Raw genomic sequence first — 20,802 nt, 5'->3', positions numbered from 1 at the left:
CGCTTTAACACTTTAAAAAACTATTTATGAAACTTCGTAATTTATATGTGCCTGTAACGGTTCTGGCGATTGCCGGCGTGATGGCTTCATGCGATAAGAATAAAGCATATCCTATCATCACACCGCCTACAGAAGCCAGCTTCCTTACAGCAACTTCAGGTACCTACTATGTAAAGAATGACCCCAACTCCGTATTCAAAATACCAGTTGGAACCACCACTCTTTCTTCTTCTGCAAGGAATGTGACTGTTTCGGTTACATCTCCTACCGGCGCTACCGCAGGAACGCAGTACACACTGCCATCAACCACAGTTTCCATCCCTGGTGGTAAAGTAGTGGATTCACTGGCAGTAAAAGGGATCTTTTCCGGATTCCCGGGAACAAGGGTTGATACCCTCACTTTCAACATTACCGGTGGTGATGTACCCGCTTCTTCCTATAATAAGCAATACAAGCTCGTTATGCGCAGGTATTGCGATGTGATCTCTACCGACTTAACCGGTAACTATGCAAACAGCAGGGACTACGACAGGGCGCTTACAGGAACTGCAAGTGCGTCGAAATACACAGCTTCGATCTCTAACTGGACTTCAACAGGACCTACCAGCGCAACCGTGCTGATCAAGAACCTGGCCGTAACCGGCGATATCGGATTTGGTCCTTTCGCACCTACAGATCCGGCCGCAACCGGTCTTACAGCTACACTTGACTGGTCTAACCCGGCCAACTTTACTGTAACGATCCCGACGCAGAACTATGTGGCCAGCCTGTACACCTATGGCCAGTCTACCATTTCGGGTAGCGGTACATTCTCTTCCTGCGATCAGACTTTCACCATTACAACTACTGTAAGGGTGGCAGCAGGAAGCTTTACAGCTGTAGTAAGCACGCTGATCAAGTAATTCAGCTGGTTAAGTATGTTGAAAAAAGACATCTGATCATAATAAGGCCCGTTCGCGTAAGCTGAACGGGCCTTTATGTAAAAAGGGCGCTTATTTAACCTTGTTTTACAGCTATTATCAACTAACTTTAAAGAAACATGATGCCATGAAGAAGCTATTTTTCTCCGTATGTATGCTGTGTGCCGCACTTAGCATGAACGCACAGATGCAGACTTCCACGCCTTCCAATACCAGCTTGCTGGTTGAGGCGAACGGAAGCCCACACAAAGCAAAGCCAAGAGCCAATGTAGATGGCACTCCTTATTATAACGATGATTATTGCAGTGCAACCTTATACGGTGCAGACGGTAAACCTTATGCTGCTATTCCGGCCCGTCTGAACCTGCAGGAAAACCTGGTGATCTTCAAAAGGGGAGATGCGGAACTGACGCCGTCGTTCATGGTAAAAAAGATCGAATTCGGTCAGTGTGACGGCAAGAAAAGTAATGCCGTATTTGAATCTGGTTTTCCGGCGATAGGTGTTCAGAATGAAGGTTCGTTCTACCAGGTGCTCGACGATGGTAAGACCAAGTTTTTAAAATACATACAGATTGTAGAAACCGCAACGCAGAATAATGGCCTTAATCCCTCAGCTGCTACGCTAACTTTACAGCGTAATGAAACATTCTATGTATACAGCCCTGCAAAAGGAATGGTGAAAGTGGGCAAATCTGCTGATGATCTGCTGAATGCACTGGCAGACAGGCGTGACCAGGTTGCGTCCTATATCAGCAGCAATAAATTCAAACTGAAAAAAGAAGATGAAATGGTTAAAGTGATTAATTTTTATAACACACTTTAAGGCAGAGGATAAAAAATAAAAGCGGCTGTTTCAATCTGAAACAGCCGCTTTTATTTTCAGTACCCGATATTTTTATTTCAAAACTTCTGCCAGCTTTGTTTCAAGCGCTGGTCCGCGAAGAGCGGTAGCGATGATCTTTCCCTGCGGATCGAGCAATACATTGAAAGGAATGCCCTCAATGCCGTAAGCCGGAACAACAGGGCTTTCCCACTGCTTGAGATCGCTGATCTGTTTCCAGTTTAATTTATCAGCACGTACGGCATCGAGCCAGGCGGCTTTATCTGTATCCAGTGATACGCCCAGAATGGTGAAGTTTTTGTCTTTGAATTTATTGAAAGCGGCTACAACATTCGGGTTCTCAGCACGGCATGGGCCGCACCAGCTTGCCCAGAAATCAACCAGTACATATTTACCTTTCAGGCTGCTTAATGCAAATGGTTTTTCTTCTGTGTCCGGTAAGTTGATCTCAGGTGCCTGCTGGTTCAGTAAAGGCGATTGCTGGGGCGCCGCAGGCTGCTGTTTCGCCTGTGCAGATAAAAGCGCTTTGATTTTGGCAAGTCCCTGATGCTCTTTGAATTTATCCGCAGATGCAGTTACCAGTTTCATCACTTCATCCTTCGTAAGCGTGCGCGCGCCCATCCCGATTGCGTAATAACGTACGGCAGGGCTTGGCGACTGTTCAATAAATGCGGTTACCATTTTATTGAGTGCGTTAACCTGGTCGTCGCGGCGGGCATTGAGAACGGCAACAACGCTGTCCGGAGCTTTGATGCCCTGCAATGAGTCCAGCTGCTGAAATGTAACATAGAGCGCGGAATCCCTGCTCCTGTAATCTTTCATCAGCGTATGTATACTTTCGCTGGCAACAGACCCTGTTACCTTGTATGCGGTGTAATGATTCACATCCATATCCACATTGATCTTGTTGCCATCATTTACAAGGATCACATCAGGACCGGATTCTACCACCAGCCTGTACAGTGATTCTTCTTTTGCCATTCCCTTCAGTTCAAAGGAACCGTCTTTCTGCAATGTTGCAGAATCCAGTACAACAGGCTGTTCGCCGCCGAAAGGCAGCTCCTGCAGCATGACGCGTTGCGATGGGGCGTTGGTTATTTTACCACTTACCGTAAAAGTACCGGAACCGCCTTGTTTGCAGGCTCCGAGCAATAACATTCCTGCAAGCAGGTAGGACAATTGTTTCATTCTTATCAATTGAATTTTCATTAAACGTATTTATGCTTTCAGCTGTTCTTCGAGCAGTTGGGTTACAAGTTTGGGATCAGCTTTGCCCTTACTCAGTTTTTTTACTTCGCCCACAAAAAGCCCGATCAATCCTTTTTTACCTTTTTTATATTCAGCTACTTTTTCAGGCATAGCATTCAGGGCAGCGGCAACCCATTGGTTCAGATCATCGCTGTTGCTTACCTGCAGCAGGTTCATTTCTTCAGCCAGCTGCAGCGGATGTTTCTCCGAAGCGATCAGTGCCGGGAATATTTTGGAAGAAGCCACTGAAAAACTAAGTTTTCCCTCTTCAACAAGTGCGATCAATGCTGCGATCAAAGCAGGATCAGGTAGTGAAACAGCTTCACCTGCTTCATTCCTGTATTGTTTTACTGGCCCCAAGATCCAGTTGGCGGCAGCTTTGTAATGTGGGGTATGTTCAACCACCGATTCAAAATAGGCCGCTGTTGTTTTTTCATCGCTGAGCTGACTGCTGTCATATTCACTCAACAGGTATTCTGAACGGAATTTTTTGGCAAGTGCCTGCGGAAGTGCGGGCAAATCCTTCCGGATATCTTCTATGAATGCGGCCGTAAGATGAAACGGAGCGAGGTCAGGATCAGGGAAATAACGATAATCATTCGCTTCTTCCTTATCACGGATGGCAAATGTGGTATCTGTTGCGGCATCAAAACTACGGGTCTGCTGACGGATGCTTTCACCTGCTTCCACCAAACCGATCATCCTGTCTATTTCAAATTCGATCGCTTTCTTAACATTCCGGATAGAGTTCAGGTTTTTCACCTCCACTTTTGTGCCCAGCTTTGTTTCACCGCGCAGGCGAATGGAAACGTTGGCATCGCAGCGCAGGCTGCCCTCTTCCATATTGCCATCACAGATTTCCAGCCAGCGGACAAGTTTGCGTATTTCTGTTACATATTGCCAGGCTTCCTCAGCAGAATGCAGATCAGGTTCTGTAACGATCTCTACAAGAGGAGTTCCTGCACGGTTGAGATCAATGCAGCTGTTATTGTCATCGAGGTCGTGAATGCTTTTACCTGCATCTTCTTCCATATGTATGCGGTTCAGCTGTACCAGCTTTTCTCCATCAGCGGTTTTAATCGCTACATGGCCACCTTTACAGATAGGAGTGGTATGTTGTGATACCTGGTATCCTTTCGGAAGATCAGGGTAGAAGTAGTTCTTACGGGCAAAATAATTGTGCTGCTCAATGGTACAATCACAGGCAAGCCCGAGCCTGATGGCATAATCCACAGCTTTCCTGTTCGTAACCGGGAGTGTGCCGGGATGGCCCAGCGTAACAGGACTTACATGTGTATTGGGTTCTGCACCGAAAGCCGTGCTGTCGCCGCAGAACAGTTTACTTTCTGTGGCGAGCTGTGCGTGGATCTCAAGGCCGATCACCGCTTCATATTTGGAATAGAGTTCTTTTGTCATAAAGAGAAACCGGTTACAAGCCTCAAAAGTATCCATTAATTCATTAACTGCCATTGCCGGCAGGATGGCTGGTAAAAACTGAAACCGCGCCAGGAATAGCGCGGTTTCTATACAACATGAGAAATAAAAGACTTTTACTATGTTTCACCGTGAGCTTGTTGCCGGTCGGGCGACCGGCAATGACATAATGCCGTTGTTGGTCGCCTGGGCACAGATGTTCGGAAGATATTCTCTCTCGCTGATGTCTCCCGAAGGGGACTCAGCGCAGCACGCATCTGCCATTTCTGAAACTCCTTATAAATTCCAACCTTCAGGCAGGTGCCATCATCTGTGTCGCTCAGGCCGCTGGGCCTCGTCTTTGCGCCAGCGCTTCTTTGGCCTCTATCGAAATGTGTTGCGTATCATTTCAATTGCCTGCGCTGCGCTGGGCACCGAACCCAAAGAGGCGCCTCTGCAAAGACTGGTATGGTCTTTTGGATGTCAGTTGATCGTAACGATTTTACTGTCTCCGTCCGCACCCCAAAGGCGTCTCTGCAAAGACTGATAAATTATTAAATTCTTCCGAACACCTCTGATCGCCTGATCGGCAACGTACTGAGTAGATAGTCCTCTTCACTCACCATCACGGCCGCACACATACCTTACTTTACAAATCAGCCGTCTTAAGCTTCTTCGGTAATTTTACCTGTACCGATTGCGCTTTTCCATTGCGTTCGATATCCAGTTTCACAGTATCACCTTCCTGAAGCCTGCTGATCTTTTCTTTCAGTTCGTCAACCGAGCCTATTTTCTTATCGCCAACGGCAGTAATGATATCGCCTTTCTGTAAACCGGCTTTTGAGGCTGGTGTTTCATCATTCACTTCCAGCACTTTTACTCCTTTGCTGGTTTCAAGATCCTGTACCTGCATGCCCAGCCTGGGTTTGCGGCTCATGTTGAAGGTGAAATCATTGCCACGCGGCATGGGTATATTAAAATTGAAATCGCGGTTCAGATTGTTTCCCAGGTTGAAGCCGAGACCGCTATTATTCTCATCCAGCACTGCTGATGCCATAGCCTGTTTACCGTTTCTGAGGTAGGTGATGCTCACCTTATCTTTCGGCTTATATTTTCCGATGAGGTTATAAAGTCCTTCGCTGTCTTCTACTTTTGCATCATCTATTTTAGTGATGATGTCATCTTTCTGCAGACCGGCTTTTTCGGCAGGACTTTCTTTCGTTACTGAAACGATCTTCGCACCCCCCTCTGCTTTTTCACTTACAACACCAAGCACAGCTTTATTTGCGGAAACGCCGTCCAGGTCTGGTAAAAACAGGTTTTGATTGCCGCGTAAACGCATCATTTCACGCAGGCGGGGAGAGAAGGCGAGCATTCTTCTTTTGCCCGGTTCATCCAGTTCCCTGTCCTGCAGTTCGTCGATGTCTTTGCCATTTACAGTGATCCTGTTACTGTCTATAATAATCTTAAATTGTTCTTTGTATTCTTTCCGCTTCGGGGCAAGCGTTTCCTCTGCTTCCTTTTTAGGCTTTCCGATGTTTTCTTTTGTTTGTGCAGCAGCTGTTCCGGCTATTACAACGGACAGCATATAAACCGCGATCTTTCTAACCAGCAAAACATGAAAATTTAGAAGTACGAAAAAGATTGTAGATCAAATATAATAAGATTGATCAAATACGAATAGTTTCGGAAATGTTAAAAATGCAATGGCAGAAGGAACAAAAAAACCAGTATAAACGGGAACTTACGTTTATACTGGTTTTCAAATGATTAAGCCGGGAAATGTCTAGAGCAGCGCTTTCACACGTTCTGTTACCTGCCCAAGATTGCTGGCATCCTGACCGCCTGCAGTAGCGAGCGTTTTCTGTCCGCCGCCGCCGCCTTTGATCAGGCCTGCAATATGCTCTTTGATGATCTTCGGTGCTTCCAGCGATTTTGCTGCTGCCAGTTGTTCATCGATCAGGACTGCCACATGGGCTTTGCCTTCTATATTGGCTGTTAATACCACGAGATAATTATCAAGTTCATTCTTCAGTTCGAAACAAAGTTTTTTCAGACCGTCGGCATTGCTTACTTCAACCTGTGCGCCGATAAAATTGCTGCCGTTGACAGTTTCCACCTGCTTCAGCAATTCCTGCTTAATCGCAACCAGTTGCTTTGCTTCGAGGCTTTCTATTTTTTTACGCAGGTCACTGTTTTCTGTTACCAGCACTTCTGTTGCTTTGATCAGCTCTTTGGGGTGTTTCAGTAATTCACGAACCTGGTTCAGCTGTCCGAGCTGTTCGTTCACCCAGGTTGCTGCTATAGTTCCGCATACGGCTTCAATCCGTCTTACACCTGCGGCCACCGCACTTTCGTGTTTGATCTTGAAGAGACCGAGTTCTCCGGTAAAACCTACATGCGTTCCGCCGCAAAGCTCAACCGAATAAGCAGGATCCATGATCACAACGCGAACGATATCACCGTATTTCTCACCGAACAATGCCATCGCACCCATCTGCACTGCTTCATCCTTATTCATTTCTTTGATATGCACGGGAATGTTGGCCCTGATCTTTTCATTCACGATCGCTTCTACCTGTGCTATTTCTTCTTCCGTCACTTTTGCAAAATGAGAGAAATCGAAGCGCAGGTGCTCTGCATTCACAAGGCTTCCTTTTTGCGCCACATGTGTTCCGATCACTTTACGGAGTGCTGCATGCAAAAGATGCGTTGCGCTGTGGTGTGATGTGATGGTATGTCTTTTCTCCCTGTTCACCGCTGCATTCACCACCGCAGTAATATTCACGGGTAATTTTTCTGCAAGATGAATGGTGAGGTTGTTCTCTTTACGTGTATCGATCACTTCTACCAGCTCGCCGTCGAAACTCAGTATCCCGGTATCGCCGGTTTGTCCGCCGCTTTCGGCATAAAAAGGAGTGGCTTCCAGTACCAGTTGTACCAGCTCTTTTCCTTTGGCTTTTACTTTACGGTAACGTGTCACTTTGCTGTTGATCTCCAGCGTATCGTAACCTACAAATTCAGACATGCCATGCTCTTTCAGCACCACCCAGTCTTCCGTATCCACGGCTGTTGCCGCACGGCTGCGGTTTTTCTGCTGCTGCATTTCCGCTTCGAAACCCGGTTCATCCACTTCGAGCGCATTCTCTGATGCGATCAGCCTGGTGAGATCGATCGGGAAACCGAATGTATCGAACAGTTCGAATGCCGCTTTGCCTCCGATCTGTTTTTCCTCGCTTTTGCCTGCAGCGGTAACGAGATCGTCAATACGTTTCAGTCCTTTTTCCAATGTGCGGAGGAAAGCTTCTTCTTCTTCCCTGATCACTTTGCTTACAAAAGCTACCTGTTGCTGCAACTCCGGGAATACGTCTGCAAACTGTTCTGCAATCACGGGCAGCAGCTGGAATAACAAAGGCTGCTTGTAATCGAGGTAAGAATAATAATAACGCACGGCACGGCGAAGGATCCGCCTGATCACATAACCCGCTCCCGTATTGGATGGCAGCTGGCCATCGGCAATGGTAAATGAAATGGCACGGATATGATCGGCCAGAACCCTGAATGCAATGTCCTGCCTGCTGTCGCTGTAGCCATATTTTTTACCTGTGATCTCCTCGGTAACTTTTATCGTTCCGGTAAAAACATCCGTATCGTAATTGCTTTGTTTACCCTGGATCACACGCACCAGACGTTCAAAGCCCATACCTGTATCTACGTGCTGTGCAGGCAGCGGCTGCAGGCTGCCGTCTTTCAAACGGTTAAACTGCATGAATACATTGTTCCAGATTTCGATCACCTGCGGATGATCGTTGTTCACCAGTGTTTTACCGTCTGTTGCGCGGCGTTCTTCATCTGTTCTGCAATCCACATGGATCTCTGTACAGGGGCCGCAGGGGCCGGTATCGCCCATTTCCCAGAAATTATCTTTTTTGTTGCCGGAAAGAATGCGGTCTTCGGCAATGTATTTTTTCCATTCGTTGTAGGCTTCCTCGTCTTTGGGAAGGTTCTCTTTTGCGTCGCCTTCAAAAATGGTTACGTATAAACGGTCTTTGTCGAGCTTGTATACTTCGGTGAGCAGTTCCCAGCTCCAGGCAATGGCTTCTTTCTTGAAATAATCGCCGAAGCTCCAGTTGCCGAGCATTTCAAACATGGTATGGTGGTAGGTATCTACGCCAACTTCTTCCAGATCGTTATGTTTACCGCTTACACGCAGGCATTTCTGGGTATCTGCAACCCTTGTGGATTCCGGTTTTTTGTTGCCGAGGAAATAATCCTTGAACTGGTTCATACCCGCATTGGTGAACAAAAGGGTAGGGTCGTTCTTTACTACTATGGGTGCAGAAGCTACGATCTGGTGCTTTTTGGACGCAAAAAAATCCAGGAACTGCTTTCGGATCTCGGCACTCGTCATCATCAGGGTTAAAATTTTAAACAAAAATTTAGTTGCTTTGAAACTATCTTTGACCTCTTTTCAAGGGGCTCAAAGGTAAGGATTTGAGGCGTGAATCGCCCGTAGCGGCGGGTATAAAGTAGTATAAACGCTTAAGATCAGCTTTATCAAAGGCCCCTGCACCCCCCGATATGAAGAAGGTAAAATACTATTATAACACTCACACGCTCCGGTACGAAAAACTGGAATTGCCCCTGCGTGTCAGGTTATTAAGGGTATTCGGCTTCATAGCAGCATCGATCGTTACCGGGCTGATCATCTTCGCCATTACTTTCAGGTATATCGATTCCCCGAAGGAAAAACTGCTTCGCCAGCAGAACGACGATATGAAGCTGAACTATACCGTTATGGAAGAACGGATCAGGCAGCTGGAAATGCAGATGGACGAGATCGAAAACCGCGACAATACCGTTTACCGTTCTATTTTCGAAGCGGAGCCGATCCCCGACAGCGCGAGGGTAAAAGCCATGGAAAAGAACAAGGAAGTGCAGCTGGTGCAGGCAATGGGCGAAACAGAGCTGATCAGAAGCATGGCCAGTCAGCTGAATACACTGGCTTTACGTGCGGCTTACCAGGAAAAATCCTTTGTGGAGATCACCGATATGGTCAAAAACAAGGAAAAATTGCTTGCAGCCATCCCCGCTATTCAACCGGTCAGCAACAAAAACCTGAACCGTATCGCTTCCGGTTTCGGTTACCGGATCGATCCTATTTATAAAGAACGACGCGCTCACCTGGGCCTCGATTTCACTGCACCGCAGGGTACGCCTATTTATGCTACGGCAGACGGAAGAGTTTCCGATGCAGGCTTCAATACCGGTGGTTACGGTAACCGCGTGGTGATCCGCCATGGTTATGGTTATGAAACCCTGTATGGCCATATGTACCGGATAAAGGCAAGGGTAGGGCAAACGGTAAAGCGAGGCGAAGTAATTGGTTATGTGGGAAATACAGGAAAAAGTACCGGTCCGCATTGTCATTACGAAGTGCACAAGAACGGGGTGCCCGTAGACCCGATCTATTATTTCTACAACGATCTTACACCTGCCCAGTTCGACAGGATATTAAAAATGGCTGCGGCGAGCAACCAGAGCTTCGATTAACGTAAATTTGTATAGCAGCCACCCACGCTGCAGTCAGCTGATGGAACCGGGCGTTAAAGAATATATGATCCGCATTTTAAACACACTGTCCGTAGGATTATTATGGATGGCGATCAATTCCACAGCAGGGATCATGTACGATCTTGCTTTTATACATGATCATGTGCGCACGGTCAATATCCTTTTCTATATCTGGTTCGTAATAAGCCTGGCTGCCTATCTCTGGTATGTTTTCAGGTTATGGAGAAAGCCGATCAAATTTGATGAATACTGATTTAGCTGCTATGGTCTGCAATGATCACCCATTTGCCATTTAATTTTTTGAACAGCAGGGTGAAATGTCCTTCCAGGTTACCGATGGTCCGCTGCAGATGCCATTTTCCCAGTACAAAATGTGTGTCTTCCGATAAACGTTCGATCTTGATGATATCGAAACGAAGCTTGCCCATTGCTGTTGTATCCGGATAACTTTTACGGTAATTGTTCAGCGTTTTATTATACCCATAGGTTGGCCCGCTTTTCCCCACAAACAGGAGGCTGTCGCTCTGCCAGTAACCATTCATGAAACCTGCAAGATCGCCTCGGTTCCAGGCTGCTGTCTGCGTCTGGAGTAATTGCCTGATCTCGGTTTCGGCGGTTGTTTGCGATATCGCTGCCAGGCTGCAGGAGATTAATAACAGTAAGAGGATGATCTTTATTTTCATATGCGGGTTTTGTCAGGATGCATAAGCCCGTACCATTTCCCTTTTGCCATGCGGCCCGGGGATTTTTTTTACCAGCCAGCCCGCTTCCTGCATCGCTTTTCGTACGATGCTCTTACTGCAATAAGTCAGGAGCAGGCCACCCGGAAACATCATACGGTGTAGCTTCTCAAAGATAGCTTTTGTCCATAGTTCCGGCTGGGTTTCGGGTGCAAATGCATCAAAATAAATACAGTGGAACTGCGCTGTAGTATCAAACGTCTCAAGGCTGATTTTGTGTTTGTGCAGTGTAAAAAAAGGATGAATGATAACAGGTTGATCAAATGCCGCCCGGTGGATCGCTTCATACTCCTGCTGCATAGCTGTTGATTCGCCGTGATTGAGCTGCTGCACTTCTGCGTCAGTTAGCGGAAACGGTTCGAGGCTGTGATAGCTGATCTCCTGTTGCCGGTCCTGCGCATGTCTTAAGGTGAGCAATGCATTCAAACCTGTGCCGAAACCAATCTCAAGAATACGCAAGGGCTGTACGGAAGGTAGCTGGTAAAGTCCTGCCCCGATGAATACATGCATGCTTTCAGCTATCGCTCCATGCCTGCTGTGATAGGTGGCCTGCAGTTCCGGTACGGCGATGGTATGTGAGCCATCTGCGGTGATCAGTAGTTCGCGCTGCATCTTTTACTGTTGTACTGTAAAGGTATTCCAGTTCTACTGATAAAAATGTAGCTTGTGATAACATACAGAATCAACAGCCATGGCCGAATATATCTCTCACCTGCAGAAAGACAGGAAATTCGCCGCTATCATCGGCGATACCATACATGAACTGAAACTCAGGAAAAATATCCCGCTGCGTTTAATGGCCAGCATCATGAGCCAGCAGCTCAGTACCAAAGTTGCCAGAGTGATCTATCATCGTTTCCTCGATCTTTATGGTGGTAAAGAACCGAAACCGGCGGATGTACTGGCAACTCCTACTGAAACATTACGTGCCATCGGACTCAGCAATGCCAAAGTGAGCTATATCCACAATGTAGCTGCATTCTGTACGGAACATAAGATCACCGACAGGAAACTCCTGACCTTGGATAACGAAGACATCATTGCATTGCTCACCCAGATCAAGGGCGTAGGCCGCTGGACCGTTGAAATGCTGCTGATGTTCTCCCTCGGAAGGGAAGATGTATTTGCGGTTGATGATCTCGGTATTCAGCAGGCCATGACCAGGATCTACAAACTCGATGCCCTGAATAAAAAAGAACTCAGGGAAAAGATGCTGAAATTGTCTGCCCGCTGGTCACCCTACAGAACTTATGCCTGCCTGCATCTCTGGGGCTGGAAAGATGAAGGCTGATGATTATCCAAAATGTATTACGCAGAATTCCTCGCGGCATTGATGATACCGAACATGCTCCGGGTTACCAGTTTTTCATAGATCGCTTTTCGCTCGTCATCATCGCTTGCATGCAAATTATGGAGTGCGTATTGCTGGATCGTAAGCAAAGGCAGCACAATATTGTCGCGCATCTGGATAGATGCTTTGCCGGTCTTGTCATCTTCCATTAAAGAAGCTGTTCCCGCCAGTTCCAGTACCATATTACAGGAGAGATCGAACTCGTCTTTGATGAGCTGCCAGATCTCACCGTATTCCTGGTCGTTGCGGATATATTGTGTTAATGCAAAAGATGATTTCAGCATACTCATCATGCTGTTATCGATCAGCGTTTTAAAGAACGGTACGTTGCGGAACATGGCTTTTACATCATCCCACAAACCCTTTTCCTTCATCTGTTTCAGCGCTGTGCCCACACCAAAATAGCCCGGCACATTCTGCTTCAGCTGGCTCCAGCTGCCTACAAACGGTACTGCCCTCAGATCTTCAAAACGCAGACCGCCGCTGCCGCCTCTTTTAGCGGGCCGGCTCGCAATATTGCTTTTACTGTAATAGTTGAGCGGACTGAACTGCTGCAGGTAAGCAAGGAATTTGGGATGTTTTTTAAATGCCTGGTAAGATTCGTAACTGATACGACCCAGCTCATCCAGCAGGAATCGGTCGTGCAGGGATAACTGCGGCCTGCTGTCTGCAAACAATTCATTACTCGCACCTGCGCTCAGCAATTGTTCCAGGTTGTACTGCGATGTCTGGATGGTTCCGAAATTGGAAGTAATGGTCTGCCCCTGTATGGTGATCTGGATCTCTTCATTTTCGATATTGTTACCCAGTGAAGCATAGAAGCGGTTGGTCTTGCCGCCTCCGCGTGAAGGGGGGCCGCCGCGGCCATCGAAGAACCTGGCTTTGATATTATGTTTGCGCGATATGGCTGTGAGGTTTTCTTTGGCCGTATAAATGCTCCAGTTGGCCTGCAGGTAACCACCATCTTTGGTGCCATCGCTGAAGCCCAGCATGATCGTCTGCTCGCGGTTCCTTCTCTTCAGGTGCGTGCGGTAGAACGGAAGCTGGTATAACTGGTCCATGATGTGTTCTGCTTCCTTCAGATCATCGATCGTTTCAAACAGCGGAATGATATCTATCGTCATCTTTTCTTCTTCCCAGCCGCATAGCCGCAGCAACGCGTATACTTCAATAATGTTCAGCACGCTCTGGCAGTTGCTGATGATATAACGGTGACAACCGGGCTCGCCATTCAATTGCTGGATAGTGCTGATGGCATACATGCTTTCCAGTGTATCCTTCGTGATGGTATCTTCAAAAAGCAGCGGGTCTATACGACCATGTAATGCTGTCAGTATGCCGATCTTGTCCGTTTCAGACAGGCTGTCGTAATTGTCCGGCAATACCGGGTGCAGTGATTTCGCTTTTAACTCGGTGTTGACCTGCTGCAGCACGTGACCATGAATACGGCTGTCCTGCCTGATATCCAGCGATGCGAAATGTGTACCGAAGATTTTTACTTTATGGATCAGGCTGTCGAGGCGTCCGAGAAAAAGTGAATGATGTTTTGAAATGATCAGGTTACGTATATCGTCGAGTTGCTGCAGCAATTCCTGGTGTGTTACCTGGTTGCATTCTTTGGGTTGAAATACGTTCTGGTAAAGCCGTTCCTCCAGGTTGTGTATCATACTGTCCACTCCGCTGAAAGTAAGTCTGCGCTTCAGTTTCCGTACATCACGGTAATAGCAGACAATGATGGCGCTGCGTAATGCTTCTGCTACCCTGATGGTGGTGGCCGCGTTCACAAAGGGATTGCCGTCTCTGTCGCCCCCGGGCCAGAAACCCAGTTCTATGAAAGGATTGGCACTGTCGAAATCGCCATCAAAAATATCGCGCACGATAAAGTTGTAAATATTGCCGATGGAGTAATAAAGAATGTTCTCCAGGTACCACATCAGGTTCAGCGCTTCATCGTAGGGTGTAGGTTGTTTCTTGTTGAAGAAAGGTGTAATGCCCAGTTGCTGTATATAGAGATTGATGGTATGAAAATCGTTCTTGCTGATGGCTTCGCTCATATCATGGATGATGCCGAGTACACTGCCCGGGTAAAACTGCGTTGGGTGCGCAGTGAGTACTACTCTTACCCTGAACCTGCGGAGCTTGTTTTTCAGTGCCTGTGTTTTGCCGGCGAAAGCGGCTTCATTATACAGCCATTTCAGACTTCCGGGCCCTTCAACATTGTTCACAGAATCGAAAGCGGCGTCTTCAATGGCATCGAACAATACCACCTGGCGTTCTATGTATTGCACACTTTTGAACAGCCGGTCCATTTTATCTGCTTCCGAAAGAAGGGTAGTCCGTTTTTCGAAGAACTGGTCGATGATCTCCATCGGGCTTTTGCCGGCTTTATACCCGTCGATACAATCCTGCAGCAATATGGGAAGAAAAGCGCCCACATTTGCAATACCCGAAAAAGGCAGGGCAGCAAAAAGGCTGTTGTAGATGGTATATTTATCCGTTACGTTCCGCTTGAAATGATCGGTATAGGTAGATGCGCTCATAGGAAAAGAATCTCTCTCAAGTTAATTCATTTTACAGAATACCTGTTCGATTGCATAATATATGCCAGGGCAGGTGTTAAATTGGGTGCTGAGAATCCCGGTATGAGCGAAATATCGTTTTGTTAATTACATTTATCCGGTTTTTACCGGAATGGTATTTGAAAATATTTTATAAAAGCTACCCGCATGCACCCTGACGATAAGGAATTACTGTTTCAATTCCGCGATACCGCTACGCGGGAGCGTGCTTTTGAGGCAATCATCAAAAAATACCAGGAAAAGCTCTACTGGCATGTGCGGCGGATGGTGATAGAGCATGAAGATGCCAACGACGTGCTGCAGAACGTATTCATTAAAGTGTGGAATGCGCTGGAAAATTTCCGGGAAGACAGCCAGCTGTACACCTGGCTTTACCGCATTGCTACCAACGAATGCCTTACTTTCCTGGAACAGCAGAAGAAAAAAAGCATGGTGAGCCTCGGCGATATGGAAGAGGTCCTGAGTAATAAGGTAAAGGCCGACAGCGGCTTCGATGCCAATAAACTCGAATGGAAACTCCAGCTGGCCATTCAGCAGCTGCCCGAAAAACAGCGGATGGTCTTCAATCTCCGATATTACGACGAAATGCCATATGAGGAAATGAGCCGTGTGCTCGATACCAGTGAAGGCGCTTTAAAGGCGAGTTATCATCACGCAGCCAGGAAAATTGAGGAGTTTATCAGGAATTATTAAACTTTCGGGAACCAGCCGGGTCAATAATAGCAATCAATGGAAGACAATCATTTAATAGCAGGCGAAACAGACGATATCGGACCATTTCTGTCCGCGATCGGCAAAAAGACCTTGTATAAGGTGCCGGAAGGCTATTTCGAAGCATTCCCGGCATTGGTGGGCGGCCGTATTTCGGCTTCCCTGCTGACGCATGATCTTCCTTACCAGGTTCCTGAACACTATTTTGAAGGTCTTGCAGGCAATATCCTCTCAAAAATAAGATTGGCAGAGAAGAAGGATGAACTGGCAGAAATTGCCCCGATCCTGGCCGGAATGGTCCGGAAAATGCCTTTTTCCGTACCGTACGGATATTTTGACCAGCTTACCGTTCAGAAACAGGATGCAGCAAAGCCTAAAGCTAAAATCTTCACTTTGAGGAATACGAGACGCTGGATGCATTATGCAGCCGCGGCTGTTGTTTCCGGAATCCTGGTTACCGGTGCATTCCTTTTTACGGACGATGATACCGGCAGCCAGATCGATTATGAAAAATATACCCGTATCGATATCCCTGAAGCCTTAAATAAGATGAGCGATGCCGAATTGGTTAACTATCTTAGCAACAATGAACGGGTGCCGCTGGCTACTGCAGAACAGGTTTCCGGTAATGAGGAACTGCCGGATGTGAAAAAACATATCAGCCTTTATTCCGATTCCGAACTGAAAGAATACCTGGAAGAAAATTCTGATATTGTATTGTCTAATGAAGCGACCCGCAACAGTGACTGATATGAAAAAGTTTTTTTATTTATTATTGATCGCTGCCGGCATCTCAGCCGGTGCAGCTGCCCAGCCGGGTGGCGGAGGCGGAGCTAATGTGCAGGGACTGAAGATCGCATTCGTAACACGCCAGCTGGATCTGAACAGCGATGAAGCCCAGAAATTCTGGCCTGTGTATTACGATTATTCGGATGAGCTGAAAGATCTGCGCAAAACAGAAAAAACGGTAGACGTACTGGTGTTCGAAGAAAAAGTTCTGAACCTCCGAAAAAAATATAAAGCTGAGTTCAAGAAGATATTAGGTACCGAAGAACGTGCCAACAAAGCCCTTACCATCGACCGTGATTTCAATGCGGTTGTCAAGAAAGAGCTGGCTCAGCGTGCCGAAGCAAGACGTCAGCAACAGCCACGCAATAACTGATCAGGTTAAAGTGCCGGCCAGACCGGAGATTTGATGTCGTGATAGAAAAGAAAGGTCCAGTTATCGCGCTGACCTTCTTCCCACCATTGCTGCCGTAATTCCATGCATTTTTTACCGTCGTAATCGTATTTCGCTACGAAGCGGCTTTTCATCTGTTGCAGTTGCGGTGCATCATCTCCGCCAAAGAAGATTTTCTTATCACCATCCATGATCGTGAAAACCTGGTGGAATTTGCTGTGTGCGCCGGTGAGCTGGTAACGGATAAAGCCATCGATCTCGCCTTCATCCTCAGTTAACCATACAACGCGGCTGAAATCGGCCAGAATGCTGAAATCTTCAGGATGATAGGAGGCAGGATTTCCTTCCTGCAACGCATACTCAAACTCACGTTTCTGTACATAATAGGTGGCATAGGGAAAACCGATGAAGCGGTTCTGCGAAAATTCATCTTTCACCGTAATACCGCCGGAATGGTCCTTATGCAGATGGCTCATCAATACCCTGGTAACCTGCGAAGGATTGATACCGGCTTTCAGCAGGTTATTATGCAGCTGGGGCTTTCCGTCGGCGTCGTTATACCCAAGGCCGGTATCCAGCAATATGATATCTGTATCGGTCACAATTACAAATGGCTGTATCTCCACCAGCAGGCTGCCGGTGGGTCTGCTGTTCAACTCTTCTTTTTCGGTATCGAAAGGAACGAACACTTTTGTTTTATCGATGGTGAATGCTCCTTCTGAAAGCGGTATGATCTTCATGCGGTTAATACTGGTGGAAGAATAAAGGTACTATCTTAAAACCATCTGCCTGTCTGAATCGAGTTTCAGCATGATAAATATCAGCACTGTAAATGTAAGCAGCGATGAACCCCCGTAACTGATCAGCGGAAGCGGGATACCTACAATAGGGAACAGACCGATGGTCATGCTCACGTTCACTGCAATATGAAAGAACAGGATGCTGGCAACACTATATGCATACACCCTGCTGAAAACACTTCGCTGCCGTTCTGCGATCTTAACGATCCGGTACAACAGGAAAAGATAGATCAGCAGGAAGATAACACAGCCGGTAAAACCAAAAGCTTCACCAAGTGAGGTAAAGATAAAGTCGGTATGCTGCTCCGGCACATATTTACCCCTTGTCTGCGTTCCTTTCAGGAAGCCCCGTCCGAGCAGTCCGCCGGAACCGATCGCGATCTTGCTCTGACGTACGTTATAATCATCCGGTTTTCTTACCGGCTTTTCACTGGCGCTTTTTTTCCGGGCTTTTACGTTCTCACTGCAATCATACTCTTTACCCACCATGCTGTAGATCCGCGTGCTCTGGTAGCATTCGAGAACGTTGTTGAAAATATAAGGCACTACAAAACGCTGTACGCCTACGCACAGCAACCAGATCCCGATGATCAGGGTCAGCAAGCCTTTATTGCGTTTCACCTGTCTGCGCAGCAGGAATATGATCACCGCAGCGATCACTGTAAGGATCACAGCGAGTATATTCGGTTCCAGGATCAGGGTTGCTACCACAAGGATCGCGAATGATGACCCGATGATGAGGATCTGTGCCGGTAATCCTTCGCGGTACATGGCAATCAGGAAGGAAGAATAAACCAGCGCCAGGCCCAGCTCATGCTGCAGGATCGATAATACTGCCGGTGCCATGGTTATCGCCCCGGCAATCAGCTGCGAACGCAGTCTGCTGAAATCCACTTCCTGCCTCGACAGGAACTTGGCCAATGCCAGCGCGGTAAATATTTTACAAAGCTCCGCAGGCTGCAGGTTGAAGCCGCCCCCCAGCGGGATCCAGCTTTTAGAGCCATTGATATTTTTACCCAGCACAAATGTGGCCAGCATCAGCAGTATACCAAACGCATACATGAGATTGGCAAATGCAGTGAACAGTTTACTGTCGGTCAATAATATAAAAGTGGCCACCACTGCACATACGCCTGCAAAGATCAGTTGCTTGCTGTAGTTGGTTTTGCCACCAAGGAAAGATTGCAGCCAGTTGGTATCTGCCCGGTACTCTACCATGAATATGCAGAGAATGCCCACGCTTACCAGTATCGCATACAACCAGATAATGGTAAAGTCTACACCGCTCGATATGTTACGTTCGTTTCTGCTCATAATTATCTGGATCTTTCTTTTTTCTTTTTGGAATTGTTCACCAGCACCGGTTGTTCATTGCTCAAGGCCAGGTTTGTCCGCTGCGGCTGATCTTCCGCCGCTGTAAAGGTACTGGCTGTAATGCCTGTAACAAGTGTATTGGCACCAGTAAATATTGTTCCCGGTTCTGCCGCTGGTTTTTCGCGGTTCCGGTACCAGTTTCTGAGGGCTGCAGGGATCAGGTCGGCTGAAGCGATCCTTTCCACTTCGGCCATCCGGGAGGCGGGAATGGAATCGTTAAGATATTTTTCCGCCATAAAACCCGCAATAGGTCCTGCCCACCTCGAACCGAAACCGGCATTCTCCACGATCACCGCTATGGCAATCTTCGGATTTTCGCGCGGGGCAAAACAAACGAACCAGGAATGGTTGTCGCCATGCGGATTCTGCGCTGTTCCTGTTTTGGCGCAATAGTCGGTCCCCGGAATTTTAATGGCAGCCGCCGTTCCGTACTGCGTTGCATCGTACATCCCTTCAATCACTGACTCGCATGCCGCGCGGTTGGCGGTTACCTGTTTCAGCTGGCGGTATTGCCCGAGCAGTCCTTTATCTTCTGCGGTTTCATTTTCAATACTGTCTACAAAATGAGGTTCGTAATAAAATCCCCTGTTTGCAATAATGCACATGGTATTGGCCATTTGCAGGGGCGATGCCGTGAGCCTGTCCTGCCCGATGGCTAAGGTCAGCGTATTACATCCTGTTACCGGCCCGCGCAATGCTGCATTGTATTTTGCAAGCGTAGGCACATTGGCCATATCTGCACCGGGAAGATCAACACCCGGTTTTACGCCCAGGCCGAATGCATGTACATATTCTTCCCATTTTTTATAACCATTCTCTGCCCCGCCATAAACAGGATTGTCTAGCGTCATCCGGTACAGCTGCAGGAAATAGGAGTTACAGGATTTCGCAAGCGCTTTCTGAAGTGTGGCGGCATGGCCTGCCTCCGCATGCTCACATCTTACCCTGAAGCCACAGTTGTAATAAGCACCATTGCAGGGATAGCCATAGGCAGGTGTGATCAGACCCTGCTCCAGCGCCATCAGGCCCATGATGGGCTTAAATGTGGAACCCGGCGGGTATTGACCTTTAATAGCCCGGTTGTACATAGGCTTGGCCGTATCGAGCAGCAGTTCGGCGAAATGCTTTCTTCTTTCCTTACCGGTTAACATTTCAGGATCGTACCCCGGACTGGATACCATCGCAATGATGCCACCCGTTTGCGGATCGATAGCTACAGCACTTCCGATCTTGTTACGGAGCAATTTTTCGGCGAGCTGCTGTACTTCAACATCGATGCTCGTATAGAGATTACGCCCTGCTACGGCTGCTGTATCGTACAGGCCATTTTCATAAGAACCCTGGATACGGTTTTTATTGTCGCGCGTATAACATACCACACCCCGCTGACCCATGAGGATCTTTTCATAACTTCTTTCGAGCCCGTTCATACCGGTATAATCTCCCTGCTCATAGCCTTCGCCGGCATGCCTGCGGAGAAACGCGGTATCCACTTCACCAATATAACCCAACACCTGTGCCGCGGTATGATAAGGATAGGAACGCACGGATCTTTCCACAAGTGAAAACCCCGGAAAGCGGTAAAGGTTTTCATTGAGGCGCGCATATACCGCAGGACTCAGCAAGGCTTCAAAAACACCGGGTTTTACAGAGGTATTCCTGGCGATCAGGTCGCGCATGCGTTTTTTATATTCGGCTGTATCTATATTCAGCAAGGCACAGAAAGCAATGGTATCAATGCCCCTGGCTTCTGCAGGTATCACCGTAAGATCATTGCTGAGCCGGTTTTCCAGCAGGCTTTTCCTGTTCCTGTCGAAGATGATGCCACGGTCGGGATAGATCACTTTTCTCAGAACGGCATTGTTATCGGCAGCCGCTTTATAGCCCGGCGATAAAAGTTGCAGATGCACCAGCTGACCGGTTATAGCCAGGAAAATGCATGCAAAGATGATACGAACGATCGAGCTTCTGTTCTGATGAAATACCGGCATAAAAAGGAGTGAAGGGGTCTGAATCTTGTGAGAGCTGCAGCCTGGAAAAAGCTGCTCACAAAAAACGCAGCATGCCGGTA

Annotated in this window: 18 protein-coding genes; 8 read left to right on the top strand and 10 right to left on the bottom strand. The window is 47.5% G+C overall.

Annotated features, from left to right (window positions below):
* Positions 1 to 26: 26 nt before the first annotated feature.
* The gene (locus B5D42_RS09815; RefSeq protein WP_078831300.1) at positions 27 to 902 is read left to right on the top strand and encodes a hypothetical protein; all 876 of its coding nucleotides are present in this window, start codon (positions 27 to 29) and stop codon (positions 900 to 902) included.
* A 145-nt stretch (positions 903 to 1,047) separates the two neighbouring features.
* Positions 1,048 to 1,743: an SH2 domain-containing protein gene (locus B5D42_RS09810; RefSeq protein WP_139367085.1), complete on the top strand. Its 696-nt coding sequence runs from the start codon at positions 1,048 to 1,050 to the stop codon at positions 1,741 to 1,743.
* 72 nt (positions 1,744 to 1,815) lie between these two features.
* Here the strand turns inward: B5D42_RS09810 and B5D42_RS09805 are convergent, their stop codons facing one another.
* From B5D42_RS09805 to alaS, 4 genes are all read right to left on the bottom strand, one after another.
* Positions 1,816 to 2,949, bottom strand: coding sequence for a TlpA disulfide reductase family protein (locus B5D42_RS09805; protein WP_176112962.1), 1,134 nt, complete (start codon positions 2,947 to 2,949; stop codon positions 1,816 to 1,818).
* 30 nt (positions 2,950 to 2,979) lie between these two features.
* Positions 2,980 to 4,425, bottom strand: a complete 1,446-nt coding sequence (gatB, locus tag B5D42_RS09800) for an Asp-tRNA(Asn)/Glu-tRNA(Gln) amidotransferase subunit GatB (protein ID WP_078831333.1) — start codon at positions 4,423 to 4,425, stop codon at positions 2,980 to 2,982.
* Positions 4,426 to 5,071: 646 nt separating this feature from the next.
* The gene (locus tag B5D42_RS09795) at positions 5,072 to 6,037 is read right to left on the bottom strand and encodes a PDZ domain-containing protein (protein WP_139367084.1); all 966 of its coding nucleotides are present in this window, start codon (positions 6,035 to 6,037) and stop codon (positions 5,072 to 5,074) included.
* A 171-nt stretch (positions 6,038 to 6,208) separates the two neighbouring features.
* Complete coding sequence (alaS, locus tag B5D42_RS09790) at positions 6,209 to 8,836, bottom strand: alanine--tRNA ligase (RefSeq protein WP_217698806.1); 2,628 nt, start codon at positions 8,834 to 8,836, stop codon at positions 6,209 to 6,211.
* A gap of 167 nt (positions 8,837 to 9,003) precedes the next feature.
* Here alaS and B5D42_RS09785 point away from each other — a divergent pair, with 167 nt between their 5' ends.
* Both B5D42_RS09785 and B5D42_RS09780 read left to right on the top strand, forming a co-directional pair.
* A complete protein-coding gene (locus tag B5D42_RS09785) occupies positions 9,004 to 9,975 on the top strand; it encodes a M23 family metallopeptidase (protein ID WP_078831295.1) in 972 nt (323 codons plus the stop codon).
* Between the two features lie 64 nt (positions 9,976 to 10,039).
* Positions 10,040 to 10,249 carry a hypothetical protein gene (locus B5D42_RS09780; RefSeq protein ID WP_139367083.1) on the top strand — a complete coding sequence of 70 codons (210 nt, stop codon included), beginning with the start codon at positions 10,040 to 10,042 and terminating at the stop codon, positions 10,247 to 10,249.
* A gap of 1 nt (position 10,250) precedes the next feature.
* On the opposite strand, the gene B5D42_RS09775 is transcribed toward B5D42_RS09780, so the two are convergent.
* Positions 10,251 to 10,679, bottom strand: a complete 429-nt coding sequence (locus tag B5D42_RS09775) for a YybH family protein (protein ID WP_078831293.1) — start codon at positions 10,677 to 10,679, stop codon at positions 10,251 to 10,253.
* Positions 10,680 to 10,691: 12 nt separating this feature from the next.
* Entirely contained in the window at positions 10,692 to 11,348 is a 657-nt protein-coding gene (mnmC2, locus tag B5D42_RS09770) for a tRNA (5-methylaminomethyl-2-thiouridine)(34)-methyltransferase MnmC2 (protein WP_078831292.1), read from the bottom strand.
* Positions 11,349 to 11,427: 79 nt separating this feature from the next.
* Here mnmC2 and B5D42_RS09765 point away from each other — a divergent pair, with 79 nt between their 5' ends.
* On the top strand, positions 11,428 to 12,027 hold the full coding sequence (locus B5D42_RS09765) for a DNA-3-methyladenine glycosylase family protein (protein WP_078831291.1): 600 nt from the start codon (positions 11,428 to 11,430) through the stop codon (positions 12,025 to 12,027).
* Between the two features lie 17 nt (positions 12,028 to 12,044).
* Here B5D42_RS09765 and B5D42_RS09760 read toward each other — a convergent pair whose 3' ends face one another.
* A complete protein-coding gene (locus B5D42_RS09760; protein ID WP_078831290.1) occupies positions 12,045 to 14,627 on the bottom strand; it encodes a phosphoenolpyruvate carboxylase in 2,583 nt (860 codons plus the stop codon).
* Positions 14,628 to 14,813: 186 nt separating this feature from the next.
* Here B5D42_RS09760 and B5D42_RS09755 point away from each other — a divergent pair, with 186 nt between their 5' ends.
* Genes B5D42_RS09755 through B5D42_RS09745 form a run of 3 tightly spaced genes read left to right on the top strand, consistent with a single transcriptional unit; the run spans position 14,814 to position 16,539 of the window.
* A complete protein-coding gene (locus tag B5D42_RS09755) occupies positions 14,814 to 15,359 on the top strand; it encodes an RNA polymerase sigma factor (RefSeq protein ID WP_078831289.1) in 546 nt (181 codons plus the stop codon).
* A 36-nt stretch (positions 15,360 to 15,395) separates the two neighbouring features.
* The gene (locus tag B5D42_RS09750; protein WP_078831288.1) at positions 15,396 to 16,127 is read left to right on the top strand and encodes a hypothetical protein; all 732 of its coding nucleotides are present in this window, start codon (positions 15,396 to 15,398) and stop codon (positions 16,125 to 16,127) included.
* 1 nt (position 16,128) lies between these two features.
* Positions 16,129 to 16,539 carry a hypothetical protein gene (locus B5D42_RS09745; RefSeq protein WP_078831287.1) on the top strand — a complete coding sequence of 137 codons (411 nt, stop codon included), beginning with the start codon at positions 16,129 to 16,131 and terminating at the stop codon, positions 16,537 to 16,539.
* 5 nt (positions 16,540 to 16,544) lie between these two features.
* Here B5D42_RS09745 and B5D42_RS09740 read toward each other — a convergent pair whose 3' ends face one another.
* Genes B5D42_RS09740 through mrdA form a run of 3 tightly spaced genes read right to left on the bottom strand, consistent with a single transcriptional unit; the run spans position 16,545 to position 20,722 of the window.
* A complete protein-coding gene (locus tag B5D42_RS09740) occupies positions 16,545 to 17,297 on the bottom strand; it encodes an MBL fold metallo-hydrolase (protein WP_078831286.1) in 753 nt (250 codons plus the stop codon).
* Positions 17,298 to 17,327: 30 nt separating this feature from the next.
* A complete protein-coding gene (gene rodA / locus B5D42_RS09735) occupies positions 17,328 to 18,671 on the bottom strand; it encodes a rod shape-determining protein RodA (RefSeq protein ID WP_078831285.1) in 1,344 nt (447 codons plus the stop codon).
* Between the two features lie 2 nt (positions 18,672 to 18,673).
* On the bottom strand, positions 18,674 to 20,722 hold the full coding sequence (gene mrdA / locus B5D42_RS09730) for a penicillin-binding protein 2 (protein WP_078831284.1): 2,049 nt from the start codon (positions 20,720 to 20,722) through the stop codon (positions 18,674 to 18,676).
* Positions 20,723 to 20,802 lie beyond the last annotated feature (80 nt).

It is taken from the genome of Sediminibacterium ginsengisoli (genome assembly GCF_900167075.1).
Classification (GTDB): domain Bacteria; phylum Bacteroidota; class Bacteroidia; order Chitinophagales; family Chitinophagaceae; genus Sediminibacterium; species Sediminibacterium ginsengisoli.
Note: the sequence above shows the minus strand (reverse complement) of the source record. Positions and strands in the feature narration are given on the sequence as shown.